Raw genomic sequence first — 14,836 nt, 5'->3', positions numbered from 1 at the left:
CCGTCGTCGGTGACGAACACCTCGCCGTGCTGGAAGGGGTTCATCGTCCCGGGGTCGACGTTGATGTAGGGGTCGAGCTTCTGGAGCGTGACCCGGATCCCGCGGCTCTTGAGGAGGCGGCCCAGCGAGGCGGCGGTGAGGCCCTTCCCGAGGCTGGAGGTCACCCCACCGGTCACGAAGATGTGCTTCGCCACGCGCGACCGAACCTACCACGGGGTTGTGACGACACCGGCGACCGCCTCGCGCTGCCAACCGCGCACGGAGCGCGGCGGGTCAGGACGCGACCGGCCGCGCGCCGGCGGCGCGCTCGAGCAGCTCCGCGGCATGCCGCCGCGCGTGCGCGGACTCGCCGAGGCCGGCGAGCATCCGCGAGAGCTCGGCGACGCGCCCCTCGCCCTCCACCGCCGCGGCGCGGGCGACGGTCCGGCCGCCGTCCTCTCGCTTCTCGACCACCACCTGGGTCTCGGCGTACGCCGCGACCTGGGCCAGGTGGGTGACGCACAGCACCTGGTGCCGGCGGGCCAGGTCGCCGAGCAGCCGACCGACGGCGGTCCCCGCCTCGCCGGCGATCCCGGCGTCGACCTCGTCGAACACGAGGCTGGGCGGCCCCTCGGTCAGCACCAGGCGCAGGGCCAGCATCGCCCGCGACAGCTCGCCGCCGGAGGCCACGCGGGCCAGCGGCTTCGGCGGCTCGCCGGGGTTGGCGGCGAGCAGGAAGGCGACGGTGTCGGCGCCGTCCTCGGTCGGCGGCGCCGGCTCCAGCACCACGGTGAGCTCGGCCTTCGGCATCGCGAGCTCGCGCAGGTGGCGGGTGACGGCGGCGGCGAGGGGCCCGGCACCGGCCCGGCGGGCCGCGGACAGCGCGGCGGCGGCGTCGGCGGCCCGCTCGTCGGCCTCGCTCCGGGCCTGCTCCAGGGCGGCCGCTCGCTCCTCGTAGCCCCCCAGCTCGACGATGCGCCGGCGGGTGTTTTCGGCGAAGGCGACCACCTCGGCCAGGGTGTCGCCGTACTTCCGCTGCAGCTCCCGCAGGGCCTGGCGCCGGGCCCGGACCTGGTCGAGGCGGCCGGGGTCGTCCGGGATCGACTCGGCCGTGAGCCGCAGCTCCCGCTCGACCTCGGACACCTCGGCCTGGGTGGCGCGCAGGCGGGCGGCGAGCTCGGCGAACGGGGCCCGGTCGGCCAGCGCCCCGATCGCCTGGCCGAGGGCCTCGACCGCCGGCCCCTCGAGGGCGTGGAAGGCGGCGGCGAGCGCGTCGCGATGGGCGGCGGCGTCGGCGAGGAGCGCCTCCTCGGCCTCGAGCGCGACGTCCTCCGCGGCGTCCCCGAGGCCCGCGGCCTCGATCTCCTCGACCTGGAATCGGAGCAGGTCGAGCTCGCGGGCCCGGGCCCGGGCGTCGCCGCCGAGCGCGGCCAGCTCCGCGGCGACCTGCCGGCTCTCGGTCCTCGCCGCCCGCAGGGCGTCGAGCGCGGCCGCGGCGGGCTCGCCCGCGAAGCGGTCGAGCGCGGCCCGCTGGTCGGCCGCCAGCAGGAGCCGCTGGTGCGAGTGCTGGGCGTGGAGCTCCACCAGGCCCGCCCCGACCGCGGTGAGCTCGCCCGCGGTGGCGAGCCGCCCGTCGATGTAGGCGCGGCTGCGACCGTCGGCGGGCAGGACGCGAGCGAGGACCCGCTCGTTGCCGGCCGGGTCGTCGAAGCGCCCCTCCACCCGGGCCTCCGGCGCCCCGGTGCGCACCATCGACGCCTCGGCGCGGCCGCCCAGGAGAAGGTCGACAGCCTCGACGAGGAGGGTCTTGCCGGCTCCGGTCTCGCCGGTGATCGCGGTCAGGCCGCCGCCGAGGAGGAGCGTGAGGTCGTCGACGATCCCGAGGTCGGTGACGTGGAGCTCTCGGAGCATCCCGGTCACCGGTCGGCGAGACCCACGCCGGCCATGGTGGCGCGTCGTCGCCGCCGCGCGCCGGCCCGGGCTCGGGCCGGTCGTCGCCGCGAGATCGGCCCGCCCGCCACGGCGCCGATCCTCAGGTGCTCACCGGCTGCCCGCAGGTCGGGCAGCGGAACGGGCGGCGCCGAGCCAGGAAGCGTCGGACGCCGAAGTAGAGGAAGGGGAAGCCCAGCCTCGGCATCTCCCGGCTGGCCTCCACGGTTCCGTGCGTCGGGCACGCTCCGGTCCTGGTCTCGGTCTCGGTCGCCATCGCTCGCTCCTTCGTCGGCGGGTCCAGCCCGGTGTGGACTCAGTGGCCGCGTGGGAGCCAGCTGAACCGACGGAGCGCCACCAGCAGGCCGCCGAGACCCCACGCGGCGACGACGAGCAGATCGGTGCCGGCGAAGCCAGATCCCGTCGTGTGCGGGTTGTAGGCGGTCAGCAGGGCGTCGGCGAGGTGGCGGACCGGGAAGACGTCGGCGAGGTCCACGAGCCACGTCGGCAGCACGTCGATGGCCACGAACACTCCTGAGATGAAGTAGAGGGGCAGCATCACGGCCTGCGTGATCGGCTGGGCGGCGTCTTCGTTGCGCACCACCGACGCCAGCGCGTACCCGAGGCAGCAGAAGGCGGCGGCGCCGACGATGACGGTGAGCGCCAGCGCGGGCCCGGTCCGGGCCGGGAGATGCGCGCCGTAGAACGCCCAGCCGATCGCGAGCAGCAGCCCGGTGATCCCGAGCGCGACGACGACGGACGTGAGGGCCCGGCCGGCGATGATGGCGGCGGCCGGCACCGGGGTCGCCCGCCGCCGTTTCAGGACGCCGGTCTCGCGCTGGGCCGTCACCGAGATCACCAGGTTGACGAACGCCGCGCCGATGATCCCGAGGGTGATGATGCCGGGCACGTAGTAGACGGACGTGTCGATGTGGCCGCCCGACACCTTCACCGTGTGCCTGCCGAACAAGGACGCGAGGATGACGAGGAACAGGACCGGCAGGGCCAGGGTGAAGAAGCGCGACTGGCGGTTGCGAAGGAACGCCAGCAGGTCGTACCGGAACTGGTGCAGCGACAGGTGCAGCAGGGCGCCCGGGCGGAGGCCCACGACCGGCGGCGCGACCGTGGCGTCGGCGGCCATCACGGGCTCGACGGGTGCGCGGCCGTGAGCGCCAGGTAGACCTCCTCGAGGCTGGGGCGGCGGACCTCCAGGTCGGCGAGGTCGAGGCCGTTCGCCTCGGCCCAGCGGATGAGGGGACCGAGCACGACGAGCGGCGACGCCGCGTGCACGAGCAGCCGGTCACCGTCCGGGCCGACGACACCAGCTCGCACCGGCTCCGGCAGGTCGTCGGGCCCCCAGTCGGGCGGCAGGCTGAACCGGACCTCGACGGCCGCGCGCTCTCGTCCCGCCAGCGTGCCCGGTGGGCCCTCGGCCACGACTCGACCCTCGTTGAGCACGGCCACCCGATCGGCGAGGTGCTCCGCCTCCTCCATGTAGTGGGTGGTGAGGAACACGGTCACGCCCAGCGCGGGCAGCCCGGCGATCATGTCCCAGGCGGCGCGGCGGGCGGCGGGATCGAAGCCGGTCGTCGGCTCGTCGAGGAACAAGAGCTCGGGGTCGCCGATAAGGGCCAGGGCGACGTCGAGGCGGCGACGCTGACCCCCCGACAGCCGAGTCGCGGTCGCGTCGGCCTGGTCCGCCAGTCCCACCAGCCGCAACGTCTCGGGGACGTCCCGCGGCGCCGGGTAGTACCCGGCGTAGAGCTCGAGGCACTCGGCGACGGTCAGGTCCCGCTCCGGCTCCGACTCCTGGAGCACCACCCCGATCCGGGCTCGCCACTCCGCCCCCGCGTGCGCCGGGTCCTCACCGAGCACGGTCGCCTCCCCGGCCGTGCGTCGCCGGTACCCCTCCAGGATCTCCACCGTCGTCGTCTTGCCGGCGCCGTTCGGGCCCAAGAAGGCGAACACCTCACCGCGATCGACCCGCAAGTCGATCCCCCGCACCGCCTCGAACGCGCCGTAGCGCATCCGCAGGCCTGCCACCTCGATGACCGCCTCGCCATCGGCGTCGCTGCCAGCTCGAACCGGACCCGTCGTCACCGCCCCGTCCCTCGTCACCGATCACCCGCCCGACACGCGACCGCGCCAACCTATGAGGAGGCGCCCCTTCCGGCAAGGGACCGGACCGGTCGACCGGACCCAGGTCGCGTCGGGTGGTCAGCGGTCGGCGAGCCCGAACTTCGACTTCAGGATCTGGTGGAAGTCGCGCGCACCGAAGGTGACGATGCGCGCCGGCTTCGGGCCGCCGGTGCAGGTGACGGTGTCGCCGTCGTCGAGCAGCCCCAGCTGCAGCCCGTCGAGGGTGAGGAGCACGCCGCGGGCCTCGGCGACCGTGAACCGCAGCTCCTCCTCGGCGTCGAGGACGAGCGAGCGGTCGAAGAGCATGTGGGGTGACACCGGGGTGAGGAGCAGGCAGCGGTGGCGCGGCGAGACGATCGGGCCCCGGGCCGAGAACGAGTACGCGGTCGAGCCCGTCGGCGTGGCGACGATGATGCCATCAGCGGCGTAGGTCGTGAAGAACGTGCCGTTGATGTCGACGGCCACGCGGGCAAGGCGGCTGCTCGGGCCCTTGTCGAGCACCGTCTCGTTCAGCGCCCACCACCGCCCGGCGGCGGGTCCGCTCGAGCCCACGACGACCTCGAGCATCATGCGCTCGTCGATCGCGTACTCCCCGGCCAGCAGCGCGGCGAGCGCTCGATCGAGACCATCCGGCTCCACCTCGGTGAGGTAGCCCAGCTGACCGACGTTCACGCCGAGGACGGCGGCACCGCACTCGTAGACCTGGTCGACGGTTCGCAGCATCGTGCCGTCACCGCCGAGCGAGACGGCGACGTCGAGCCCCGGAGAGAACTCGTCGGCCGACACGACGAGCGGGCTCAGGTCACCCGGCGCGCCCCGCTCGAGGAGCACCCGGACCTCCAGGCCCCGCTCCCGCAACCAGGTGGCGGCGTGGCGCGCCAGCGCCAGCGCCTGGGGTCGCTCGGGGTGCGGCACGAGGCCCACGACGCGCACCGCGGACTCGCTCACGGCGCGGCCTCGCCGAGGCGGGCCACGAGCTCCGGAGCGGCCGGCGTGCCGCCGCGACGCACGTGCAGCAGGAACTCGCGGTTGCCGTCGGCGCCGAGCACCGGCGACGCGAGGCCGCCGACGACCGGAAGCCCGACGGCGGCGAGGCGCGCCGGCACTGCGCGCAGCACCTCGGCGTGGACCGCGCCGTCTCGCACCACGCCGCCCCGGGGCACCCGGTCCCGACCGGCTTCGAACTGCGGCTTGACGAGCAGCACGAGGTCGGCGTCGTCAGTCGTGACGCGCAGCAAGGCCGACGCCAGGAGCAGGATCGAGATGAACGCGACGTCGACGACGGCGAGCGGGACGACGCCACCGATCTGCTCCGCTTCGAGCTCGCGCGCGTTCGTGCGCTCGAGCACGGTGACGCGAGGGTCGGTGCGGAGCCGCCACGCCAGCTGGCCGCGGCCGACGTCGACCGCGACGACGTGCGCGGCGCCGCGCTGCAGCAGACAGTCCGTGAAGCCGCCCGTCGACGCTCCGATGTCGACGACTCGCCGGCCCGACACGGGCACGTCGAAGGCCGACAGCGCGGCGTCGAGCTTCCGCCCGCCGCGAGAGACGAAGCTCGGGGCCGGGTCCTCGACCGCGACGGGCTCGTCCGGGCTGACCTGGCGGGCGGGCCGGTCCGCCCTCGCGCCGCCGACGAGGACGCGGCCGGCGCCGATGGCCTCGGCGGCGCGGGCTCGGGAGTCCACGAGGCCTCGCCGCACCAGCTCGACGTCGAGCCGACGGCGCACAGCGGCTAGCCGCGTGGTGTCCCGTGACCGACGCGGCGTCGGGGGGCACGACGGGACGAAGAGGTCGCGAGCACAGGCCGAGGGTCAGGTTAGGCGGCGCCGCGATCCCCGTTGTGCGTCCGCCTGAGCGGCTCGCCCACCGCCGCCGGAGTCCGGGCGCTGCGGTCCGCGTGCTTCGGGCTAAGGACCGCAGCGGTCGTCGAGGTCGTTGTGCCCTTCGTGATTCGCCACCGCACCAGTCTGAGGGTCCGGTTGGACGCGGAGCCGCTCTGGAACACCACCGAGCTCGGGAGCACGCGGCGTCGCACCTCGAACGTGATCCAGCCTCGGACGCACGCCGTTGGCCCGACGCTGGTCTCGTCGAGGGCGGGCGTCCGGCTGACCGCGGCCGGGTGGACGCGAGCGCGGGTCGCGAGCTCGAGACTGAACTGGAAGGGGTTGAGGGCAAGCGCCTCCGAGCTGTCGTTGCAGGCCTCGACGTCGACGGCGCCGAACTCGTGCCCCTGGGACGACTTGACGCCGGCGGCCGAGGCGGGGACCGCGGCGGGCTGCTCGTAGGCATGGACGGTGAGCCGGCCTCTCGACACGGTGACGGTCGCGCCCACCGTCGGGGCACCCTTCGCAGTCGTCGCCGCGCTCGGGAAGCCGACCGTCGCCACGATCGCCAGTGGCGCCAGGACGGGCCCGAGGCGACCCTTCATGCTGTTCCCGCTCCCGACCGCGCCCGAGCCGGCGAGTGCCGGCGCTCGGACTCTAGGACGGGTCGGAGACCGCGGCTCAGGTCGCGTCGAGCTCGTGCACCAGCACGGGCGCCAGCGCGGCGAGGTCGTCGGCCACGAACGGCGGTGGCGGATCGGGCACCGCCTCCCCGCCGGGCGGCGGTTGGCGCGCGGTGACGCCGGAGAGGACGAGCGCGAACGGCCAGCCGAGGGTGGCGGCGAACGCACCGTCGGTGCTCGGCCGGTCGCCGACGACGATGCCGTGTTCCCCGAGTCGACCGCGTACGAGGTCGGCCATCGGGCGCGAGGGCTTCCCTGCCACGTCCGGCTTCGTGCCCGAGGCGGTGGCGATGGCGGCCACGATCGAGCCCGCGCCGGGGAGGAGCCCGCCGGGGACCGGGTAGGTGGCGTCGAGGTTTGTGGCCACGAAGCGCGCCCCGCCTCGGATCGCCTGTGACGCGCGGTCGAGCTCGTCGAAGTCGAACTCCCGATGGAACCCGACGACGACCGCGGCTGCGGGTGGTTCCGTGACCGGCTCGAGTCCGACGCCGGTCAAGGCCTCGTCGACGCCGGCCCCTCCACACACGAGCACCTTCGACCCCGTCGGCAGCTCGGGGGCGAGCAGCGCGGCGGCGGCGAGGGCACTCGTGAGGACGTCGGTCGGCTCCGTCACGACGCCCACCCGGCCGAGCTTCGCCACCACCTCCCCCACCGTCAGGCTGGAGTTGTTCGAGAGGAAGCCGACACGGATCCCAGCCCGGCGCAGCCGAGCGATGCCCTCCGCTGAGCCCGGCACGGCCTCCTCGCCGCGCCAGATCACGCCGTCGAGGTCGCAGCACACGACGGCGGGCCCGCCCGCGGCCGTCACGAGCTGGGCTCAGCGACCTCGGCCAGGGCCCGGCGGTACTCCTCCAGGGGACGCATAGCCACCGCCAGCTTCAGGTGGCGTCGGGCGCCGAGCGTGTCGCCGGTGCGGAGCAGGCACAGACCGAGCCCGAAGTGTGCGTAGTCGTTGACCGGATCGATGTCGACGGCACGCGCGAACTCGGACCGGGCGGCCGGGATGCGACCGCACCGGAAGTAGGCCCGACCCAGTGCCTCCCGAATCGAGCCCTGCTGCGGCTCGAGGTCGCGGGCGCGCTCGAGCGCCACGGCCGCGGCGTGCGGGTTGGCCGAGGCCAGCAGTCGGGAGCCCTCCGTGAACGCGTCGTAGGCGGCGAGATCGTCCCGCTCGTAGGCCATTCGTGTCTCCATCGATCCGCGGGACGAGTCCGGGCACCCAGCGCACCGTATGCGAAAATCGCCGTCCCCCTCCAGCGAGAGTGAACACGCCCGTGCCCGTCTTCCTTCCCTTCCGGGGGACCCGCTATCGCGATCCCGACCTGTCGGCGGTCGTCGCCCCTCCGTATGACGTGATCGACGAGGAGGAGCGGGCCCAGCTCGAGGCCGCCGATCCCCACAACGCCGTGCGCCTGATCCTCCCCCGCCCCACCGCGACCGCCGACCCGTACCGAGCCGCCGCCGCGACCTTCGACGAGTGGCAGCGAGAGCACGTCCTGGCCACCGACGCGGATCCCGCGCTCTACGGCTACGAGATGCGGTTTCGGGGCCTCGACGGCCAGGAGCGCCGCACGCTCGGGATCATCGGCGCCCTCGAGCTCCCGAACGACCCGAGCACGGTGCTGGCACACGAGCGGACGCTGCCGAAGGCCCGCAGCGATCGGCTGGCGCTCCTGCGGGCCACGAGGGCGAACTTCGACCCGATCTGGTGCCTCTCGCTCGCGGCGGGCCTGACCGACCTCGTTGCGCCGACGTCGCCACCGCTGGCGACCGCGACCGACGCGACCGGCACGATCCACACCCTCTTCGCCATCGATGACGCGGCGCGCGTCGCGGCCCTCCGCCAGGCGGTCGAGAGCGCGCCGGTGGTCATCGCCGACGGGCATCACCGGTTCGAGACCGCCTGCGCCTACCGGGCTGAGCGCCCCGGCGAACCCGGCGCCGCGCTGATCATGAGCCTGGTCGTCGAGCTGGACGCGTCGGTGCTCGACATCCGTGCCATCCACCGCCTCGTGCACGGCGCGCCGCACGACCTGCGCGCCCGCCTCGGTCGGTCGATGCGGCTGCAGTCCGCTGGCGCCAACGCCGAGCCGGAGGTGCGGGCACTCGCCGACGGGCTAGCGAACGAGGCCGGCATGGTGCTCGTCGACGGGGAGGGGCTGGCGCGGCTGGCGGTCGCCGGCGACGCCCTCGATCGTGTCGACCGTGACCTGCCGAGCGAGCTTCGCGAGGTGGACGCCGCGCGCTTCGACGTCCTGATCCGACCGCAGCTGGGACCGGCGACACTGTCGTATCGACATGACGCGCTCGCGGTGGCGTCCATGGTTGACAAGGGAGCGGCAGACGCCGCGGTGCTGCTCCGGCCGGTCACCGTCGAGCAGATCCGAGCCGTCGCCTTCGCGGGGCTGCGGATGCCCGAGAAGACGAGCTTCTTCTGGCCCAAGCCGCGAACGGGGATGGTGATGCGCCGGCTGGACGGCTGAGCCGTCCGAAGGTTGCGGCCTAGTTCACTTCCCAAGTCGCGCCGGTGGACACCAACGCAGCCAGATCCCCCGGGCCTTGTCGCTCGGAGGCCTGGACGAGCTGGCGCTGCACCTCGCCCTCGTAGGTCGGGCGGGCCACGTCTCGGAAGACCCCCATCGGGGTCGGGACTGTCGGCTGCTCCGCGAGGCGGGACAAAGCGAAAGCCAGCGTGGGATCGTCCCGATGCTCGTCGTGAACGAGAATCCGGTCCTCGCCGACATCGTCGACCTCGGCGAGCTCGCACTCACCGAACCGGTTGAGGACGACGCCGTGCTCACCGTTGGCTCCGAAGCGGATCGGCTCGCCGTGATGGAGCTCGATCACCATGTCGGCCCGATTCTCCTTGTTGGTGACAGCTTCGAAGGCACCGTCGTTGAAGACGTTGCAGTTCTGGTACACCTCGACGAAGGATGCACCGCGGTGCTCGTGGGCCCGCCGGAACACCTCGACCATGCTCTTTCGATCCATGTCGTGGGTGCGGGCCACGAACGTGGCCTCGGCCCCCAGCGCCACCGAGGTCGGGTTGAACGGGGTATCGAGCGAACCGAAGGGCGACGACTTCGTGATCTTGCCCACCTCGCTGGTCGGCGAGTACTGGCCCTTCGTCAAGCCGTAGATCTGATTGTTGAACATGATCATGGTGAGGTTGACGTTGCGGCGCAGCGAGTGGATCAGGTGGTTGCCCCCGATCGAGAACATGTCCCCGTCACCGCCGATGACCCACACGTCGAGGTCGGGACGAGCGAGCGCGACCCCGGTGGCGATCGCCGGCGCGCGGCCATGGATGCCGTGCAGTCCGTACACGTTCATGTAGTAGGGGAAGCGAGCGGCGCAGCCGATCCCGGAGATGAACACGAGGTTCTCGGGCCGCACGCCGAGCTCGGGCAGCAGGAGCTGGAGTGCAGCCAGGATCGAGTAGTCGCCGCACCCCGGACACCAGCGGACCTCCTGGTCGGACTGGAAGTCCTTACGGGACAGCGTTCCGGTCGGAGCGGCGTCAGTCACGGCTCATCTCCTGGATGGCGGCGTGGATCTCGGAGGCTCGGAACGGGATGCCCTGGACCTTCGACAGCGTCTGCGCGTCGACCAGGTACTCGGCCCGCACGAGGCGCGTCAGCTGCCCGAGGTTCATCTCGGGAATGAGCACCCGTTCGTAGCTCGCGAGCACGTCGCCGAGGTTCGCCGGGAAGGGGTTCAGGTGCACGAGGTGGGCGTGCGCGACGCGCGTTCCCTCGGACCGGGCCTGGCGCACCGCGACCTGGATCGCGCCCCACGTGCTCCCCCACCCGAGCACGAGAAGCGACGCGCCGCCCGGGTCGTCGACCGCTACGGGAGGGATGTCGGTGGCGATCCGGGCCACCTTCTCAGCGCGGATGCGGACCATGTGCTCGTGGTTCGCGGGGTCGTAGTTGACGTTGCCGGTCCCGTCCTCCTTCTCGATCCCGCCGATCCGATGCATGAGACCCGGGGTTCCCGGAATCGCCCACGGCCGCGCCAGCGTGGTTGGATCCCGCAGGTACGGCCAGAACTCTCCGTCGTGGTTCGTCTCGGTGGCGAAGGGGACTGAGATGTCCGCGAGCGCATCGACGTCTGGCAGCAGCCACGGCTCCGAGCCGTTGGCGAGATAGCCGTCCGACAGGAGGATGACCGGCGTCCGGTACTTCAGCGCGATCCGAACGGCTTCGAAGGCGGCCTCGAAGCAGTGGCTCGCCGACCGGGCCGCGACGACGGGCAACGGAGCCTCGCCGTGGCGTCCGTACATCGCGAGCAGGAGGTCGGCCTGTTCGGTCTTGGTCGGCAGCCCGGTGGACGGGCCGCCTCGTTGGACGTCGACGACCACGAGCGGGAGCTCGAGGCTGACGGCCAGCCCGAGACCCTCCGACTTCAGATCCACACCCGGCCCGCTGGTCGCGGTGACCCCGAGCTGGCCTGCGAACGCGGCGCCCACCGCGATGCCGACCGCCGCGATCTCGTCCTCGGCTTGGAGGGTGCGCACGCCGAAGTTCTTGTGTCGCGAGAGCTCGTGCAGGATGTCTGACGCCGGGGTGATCGGGTAGGACGCGTAGACCAGCGGAAGGTGGCTCTGCTGGGAGGCGGCGATCAAGCCGTAGGCCAGGGCCAGGTTGCCGGTGATGTTGCGGTATCGACCGGGCTCGAGCCGGGCTGGCGCGACCTCGTACGGGTGGTCGAACAGCTCGGCGGTCTCGCCGAAGTGGTAGCCGGCCTTGAACGCGGCCATGTTCGCGGCCCGCACCGTCTCCCGGCTCGCGAACTTCTCGTCGATCCACGCGATCGTCGGGTCGACGGGCCGGGTGTACATCCAGGTCAGCAGCCCCAGCGCGAAGAAGTTCTTCGAGCGCTCGGCGTCGCGCGGCTTCACCCCGATGGGCTTGGTGGCCTCGAGGGTGATCGAGGTCATGGGCACCTGGATGACCCGGTAGGCCGCCAGGGAGCCGTCCTCCAGGGGGCTGGCCTGGTACCCGGCCTTGTCGAGGCTCCGCTGCTCGAAGGCGTCGGCGTTGACGAGCACGGTGCCTCCGGGCTCCAGTTCGGAGATGTTGGCCTTCAGGGCGGCCGGGTTCATCGCCACCAGCACGTTCGGCATGTCGCCGGGGGTGAGAATGTCGTGGTCCGAGATATGAACCTGGAAGGACGACACGCCGGCGATCGTCCCTGCCGGGGCCCGGATCTCGGCCGGGAAGTTCGGCATCGTAGCGAGGTCGTTGCCGAACGCGGCGCTGACGTCGGTGAAGCGGTCGCCCGCCAGCTGCATGCCGTCGCCCGAGTCTCCGGCGAAGCGGATGACGACGCGGTCGAGCGCCTCGGGTTCGAGATGGCTCGTCTTGGCCGTGGTCACGCGCCCTCGCGGTCGTTTTCGCCCGTGCCTGCTGGGTTCTCGTCGGGTCCCGAAGCGGGGTGCCCTGCCAGAACCTGTTCTCATCATACGTTCAGCGTGCTCGACTGCCCGTACGCGCCCTTGGGGGCGTTCAGGCGAGCTGGTCGAGTGCCTCCTCGCCGAGATGACGGATCCGGCGGCTCTTCCGCGTGTCCGCGGCTCGACCGACCACCGCGGCTTCGAGCTCGACCCGGGCGCCGAGGTTCCCGGTCGCCCCGCGGTAGAAGCGACGCCGGAGAGCCCCAGCGACGATCAGCTCGTCGCCCGGCTCGATCGCCTCGAGCCATGCAGGCGGATCCCAGACGGCGACGGGCACGGACGTCGCGGGTGGAGCGAGGGCGTGCGTCCGCACGGCGAAGGTCGCCAATCGGCTCCCAGACGGGAGCTGTCGGAGCTCCGGTGGCCCGGACGCCGCCCCGCGCACGATGGCCAGGTTGATGGTGGTGATGGGCTGCTCGCGAGCCATGAACCCTCCCGCTCAAGTCGGCTCCAGGCCGATCCGCGCTGGGGGAAGGCGGGGGAAGTGGCTGGTCGAGTTGTCGCGCTCGGGTGTGACGGCGGAACTGTCAGCCGAGCGCGGCTCGCCGGGCGGTGACGTCGGCGAACCGCGGGTCGTGGGCCGCGACCCGAGCGAACAGGTCCCGAGCTCGAGCGTGATCGCCGGCCCGCTCCTCCAGGTCGGCGAGCGCGTACCAGAGTCGGAGGTGGTGGTCGCGGGGACGCTTCACGGCGCCCGCCTTGCGGGAGAGCACGCCGATTGCCTCCGCCACCCGGCCCTGGTCGGCGAGTGCCCCGGCGGCGACGATTCGGCCCTCGGCAACGAGCTGCGCCGACGGCGAGGCGGCCGCGAGCTCCTGCCAAAGCTGCTCCACCTTTCCCCAGCGGTGCTGCGCGCGGTAGCAGTCCATCAGCACTGGGTGCTGCTCGACCGAGCCGGACAGTTCGACGAAGGCCTCGAGCTCCTTCGCCGCGCTGCGGTAGTTGCCGAGCCGATATTGAGCGAGACCCAGCAGTTCCCGGATGCTCGGGGCGTCGGGAAGCTCATCGCGCAGCTCGCGCAGCGTTCTGGCGGCTCTCCGGTCGCGCTCGTGATCGAAGTCCTCAGCAGCCTCGAAGAGGCGGGCGAGAAGCCGGTCGCCTCGACGCCCGGCCCGCCCGAGGATCTCTCGCTCGACCTCCTCCGAGACTCGCCGCCGACGATGACCGCGTTGTCGCGTTGACGCCGGCGCCCGGCGACGAGCGGGTGCCGTTGGTCGACGATCGATGTGGCGCTGTCCCGTGACCCGGTAGCGAGCGGGCGTCCGAGGTGGCCGCCGACTCGGTTCGTCGGGCCGGCGCTCGCGCTCGGCGGGACGCGGCGGGCCCCATGGTCCGAAGCCTCCGCCGCGCCGTCCCTGGGGCGGTCGGCGCCGCTGATTCCGATCATCACGGGCGCCGGCCATGAGCGCAGGGTATCGGCCTCGAATCGCGACGAAGCGCCCCGACATCCTTGCTCAGAGACAGACGTCGAGGCGCTCCGTCGAAGAGAGCCCGGCGGCGACCTACTCTCCCGGGGAGTTACCCCCCAAGTACCATCGGCGCTGGCGGTCTTCACTGCCGTGTTCGGAATGGGAACGGGTGTTTCCCCGCCGCTGTGGCCACCGGAACATCGCGGTTCTCAAACCAGCGAGTCGAGAACCCCAGAGCGAGCACGAGCGGGAACAAGAAGAACCCAAGCCCTCGGCCGATTAGTACCGGTCGGCTGAACACGTCACCGTGCGTACACCTCCGGCCTATCAACCTGGTCGTCTGCCAGGGGCCTTACCCGGTTAACCCGGTGGGAGACCTCATCTCGAGGCAGGCTTCGCGCTTAGATGCTTTCAGCGCTTATCCCTTCCGCAGGTCGCCAACCAGCCGTGCTCTTGGCAGAACAACTGGCACACGAGAGCTGCGTCCGTCCCGGTCCTCTCGTACTAGGGACAGCTCCCCTCAAGTCTCCTCCGCCCACAGTGGATAGGGACCGACACGTTTGTTACTCCGATCGCGACCGGTTGCCGCGCCGGGGCCAGGCCATTTCTGCCTGGCTCTGCATGTCGCCATGCAGGTCGGACCATCTCTTCACCACACCTCCACGTGTGGTGTCCGGCGTATGGTCTCTGAGGATTCTCGACGCTCACACTCGATGCACTCGTCGGTAGCGACCCACGCCATTCATCGCGAGGGCACGCGCTCGGAGCGCATCGAAGCCTGAGACTTGCAGATGCTCGCCACTCGCCATCGCGCGAACGATGGCGGTGAACGTGACGAACTCCGCGTGTTTGGAGCTCAGGAGCGGCTGCGTCTCGAAGAAGGGAATCACGCGATCGAGCAGATCGCGCCGTCGGCGGACCACGAAGACCAGCGTGGTGTCGCGTGAACCACGATGGTTCTCCTGGATCCGTCCGCAACCGAGCCGGCGCTGGAGCAGGTCGAGGACCTGCCGACGCTCCGGGCTCTGGCTGACGTGGAACTCCGGGACCAGCTGCCAACCGGCACGGGTCCCTTCGTTGCGACAGACGGCGACGTGAAAGCTTCCCTCTCCATCGACGAAGCCGGCTAAATAGGCATCGAGCCTTTCCTGCTGATTGGCCGCACCTGGCGCATTGTCACGATCCATGCAACCGGGTTGACACCCGGATCGCTTGGACGTAGCGCAGGATCCTCGGCGTTTCCAGCATTTAGCCGAATTTCAAGACAGCGCAGTGTTCACTGTCTCGCGACGTTCTAAACCCAGCTCGCGTACCGCTTTAATGGGCGAACAGCCCAACCCTTGGGAGATGCTTCACCCCCAGGATGCGACGAGCCGACATCGAGGTGCCAAACCTTGCCGTCGATGTGGACTCTTG

At 71.9% G+C, this 14,836-nt stretch carries 16 protein-coding genes and 2 rRNA genes; 2 read left to right on the top strand and 16 right to left on the bottom strand.

The features are described from left to right. The 10 genes from VG869_04485 to VG869_04440 all read right to left on the bottom strand — a co-directional run. On the bottom strand, positions 1-194 hold a 194-nt coding region (locus VG869_04485), incomplete at its 3' end, for a CTP synthase (protein HEV3450442.1). A 79-nt stretch (positions 195-273) separates the two neighbouring features. Further along, entirely contained in the window at positions 274-1,890 is a 1,617-nt protein-coding gene (gene recN / locus VG869_04480; protein ID HEV3450441.1) for a DNA repair protein RecN, read from the bottom strand. Between the two features lie 121 nt (positions 1,891-2,011). Next, positions 2,012-2,185, bottom strand: coding sequence for a hypothetical protein (locus VG869_04475; GenBank protein HEV3450440.1), 174 nt, complete (start codon positions 2,183-2,185; stop codon positions 2,012-2,014). A 39-nt stretch (positions 2,186-2,224) separates the two neighbouring features. Beyond that, positions 2,225-3,049: an ABC transporter permease gene (locus tag VG869_04470; protein HEV3450439.1), complete on the bottom strand. Its 825-nt coding sequence runs from the start codon at positions 3,047-3,049 to the stop codon at positions 2,225-2,227. Continuing rightward, positions 3,049-4,008, bottom strand: coding sequence for an ABC transporter ATP-binding protein (locus VG869_04465; GenBank protein HEV3450438.1), 960 nt, complete (start codon positions 4,006-4,008; stop codon positions 3,049-3,051). Before VG869_04465 ends, VG869_04470 begins: the two co-directional genes overlap by 1 nt. 117 nt (positions 4,009-4,125) lie before the next feature. Continuing rightward, positions 4,126-4,995, bottom strand: coding sequence for an NAD(+)/NADH kinase (locus tag VG869_04460; protein ID HEV3450437.1), 870 nt, complete (start codon positions 4,993-4,995; stop codon positions 4,126-4,128). After that, positions 4,992-5,774 (bottom strand): TlyA family RNA methyltransferase, encoded by a 783-nt coding sequence (locus VG869_04455; protein HEV3450436.1) that lies wholly within the window; start codon positions 5,772-5,774, stop codon positions 4,992-4,994. Before VG869_04455 ends, VG869_04460 begins: the two co-directional genes overlap by 4 nt. 89 nt (positions 5,775-5,863) lie before the next feature. Beyond that, positions 5,864-6,475 (bottom strand): DUF4352 domain-containing protein, encoded by a 612-nt coding sequence (locus VG869_04450; GenBank protein ID HEV3450435.1) that lies wholly within the window; start codon positions 6,473-6,475, stop codon positions 5,864-5,866. Between the two features lie 76 nt (positions 6,476-6,551). Further along, positions 6,552-7,361, bottom strand: coding sequence for an HAD-IIA family hydrolase (locus VG869_04445; protein ID HEV3450434.1), 810 nt, complete (start codon positions 7,359-7,361; stop codon positions 6,552-6,554). Beyond that, positions 7,358-7,747, bottom strand: coding sequence for a tetratricopeptide repeat protein (locus VG869_04440; GenBank protein HEV3450433.1), 390 nt, complete (start codon positions 7,745-7,747; stop codon positions 7,358-7,360). The genes VG869_04445 and VG869_04440 overlap by 4 nt, the downstream gene beginning before the upstream one ends. Before the next feature lie 80 nt (positions 7,748-7,827). Between VG869_04440 and VG869_04435 the strand changes: the two genes are divergently transcribed. Then, positions 7,828-9,036, top strand: coding sequence for a DUF1015 domain-containing protein (locus tag VG869_04435; GenBank protein ID HEV3450432.1), 1,209 nt, complete (start codon positions 7,828-7,830; stop codon positions 9,034-9,036). A 19-nt stretch (positions 9,037-9,055) separates the two neighbouring features. On the opposite strand, the gene VG869_04430 is transcribed toward VG869_04435, so the two are convergent. From VG869_04430 to VG869_04415, 4 genes are all read right to left on the bottom strand, one after another. Further along, positions 9,056-10,081, bottom strand: a complete 1,026-nt coding sequence (locus VG869_04430) for a 2-oxoacid:ferredoxin oxidoreductase subunit beta (protein HEV3450431.1) — start codon at positions 10,079-10,081, stop codon at positions 9,056-9,058. After that, entirely contained in the window at positions 10,074-12,017 is a 1,944-nt protein-coding gene (locus tag VG869_04425) for a 2-oxoacid:acceptor oxidoreductase subunit alpha (protein HEV3450430.1), read from the bottom strand. The genes VG869_04430 and VG869_04425 overlap by 8 nt, the downstream gene beginning before the upstream one ends. Positions 12,018-12,063: 46 nt before the next feature. After that, positions 12,064-12,438 carry a hypothetical protein gene (locus VG869_04420; GenBank protein HEV3450429.1) on the bottom strand — a complete coding sequence of 125 codons (375 nt, stop codon included), beginning with the start codon at positions 12,436-12,438 and terminating at the stop codon, positions 12,064-12,066. Between the two features lie 100 nt (positions 12,439-12,538). Then, positions 12,539-12,880 (bottom strand): tetratricopeptide repeat protein, encoded by a 342-nt coding sequence (locus VG869_04415; GenBank protein HEV3450428.1) that lies wholly within the window; start codon positions 12,878-12,880, stop codon positions 12,539-12,541. 9 nt (positions 12,881-12,889) lie between these two features. Between VG869_04415 and VG869_04410 the strand changes: the two genes are divergently transcribed. Then, complete coding sequence (locus VG869_04410; protein HEV3450427.1) at positions 12,890-13,192, top strand: hypothetical protein; 303 nt, start codon at positions 12,890-12,892, stop codon at positions 13,190-13,192. Positions 13,193-13,500: 308 nt separating this feature from the next. Here the strand turns inward: VG869_04410 and rrf are convergent. Further along, positions 13,501-13,617: ribosomal RNA gene (gene rrf / locus VG869_04405) — 5S ribosomal RNA — on the bottom strand. A gap of 62 nt (positions 13,618-13,679) precedes the next feature. After that, positions 13,680-14,836: ribosomal RNA gene (locus VG869_04400) — 23S ribosomal RNA — on the bottom strand; the annotation flags it as partial.

It is taken from the genome of Acidimicrobiia bacterium, from assembly GCA_035948415.1.
Classification (GTDB): Bacteria; Actinomycetota; Acidimicrobiia; order IMCC26256; family PALSA-555; genus PALSA-555.
The sequence above is the reverse complement of the archived record's forward strand: the minus strand, read 5'-3'. Positions and strand labels throughout refer to the sequence as shown.

Bases quoted from the DNA above. Each gene is read 5' to 3' on its own strand.
- recN (HEV3450441.1), bottom strand. From the start codon at position 1,890: ATGCTCCGAGAGCTCCACGTCACCGACCTCGGGATCGTCGACGACCTC.
- VG869_04475 (HEV3450440.1), bottom strand. From the start codon at position 2,185: ATGGCGACCGAGACCGAGACCAGGACCGGAGCGTGCCCGACGCACGGA.
- VG869_04470 (HEV3450439.1), bottom strand. From the start codon at position 3,049: ATGGCCGCCGACGCCACGGTCGCGCCGCCGGTCGTGGGCCTCCGCCCG.
- VG869_04450 (HEV3450435.1), bottom strand. From the start codon at position 6,475: ATGAAGGGTCGCCTCGGGCCCGTCCTGGCGCCACTGGCGATCGTGGCG.
- VG869_04440 (HEV3450433.1), bottom strand. From the start codon at position 7,747: ATGGAGACACGAATGGCCTACGAGCGGGACGATCTCGCCGCCTACGAC.
- VG869_04425 (HEV3450430.1), bottom strand. From the start codon at position 12,017: ATGAGAACAGGTTCTGGCAGGGCACCCCGCTTCGGGACCCGACGAGAA.
- VG869_04420 (HEV3450429.1), bottom strand. From the start codon at position 12,438: ATGGCTCGCGAGCAGCCCATCACCACCATCAACCTGGCCATCGTGCGC.
- VG869_04415 (HEV3450428.1), bottom strand. From the start codon at position 12,880: ATGGACTGCTACCGCGCGCAGCACCGCTGGGGAAAGGTGGAGCAGCTT.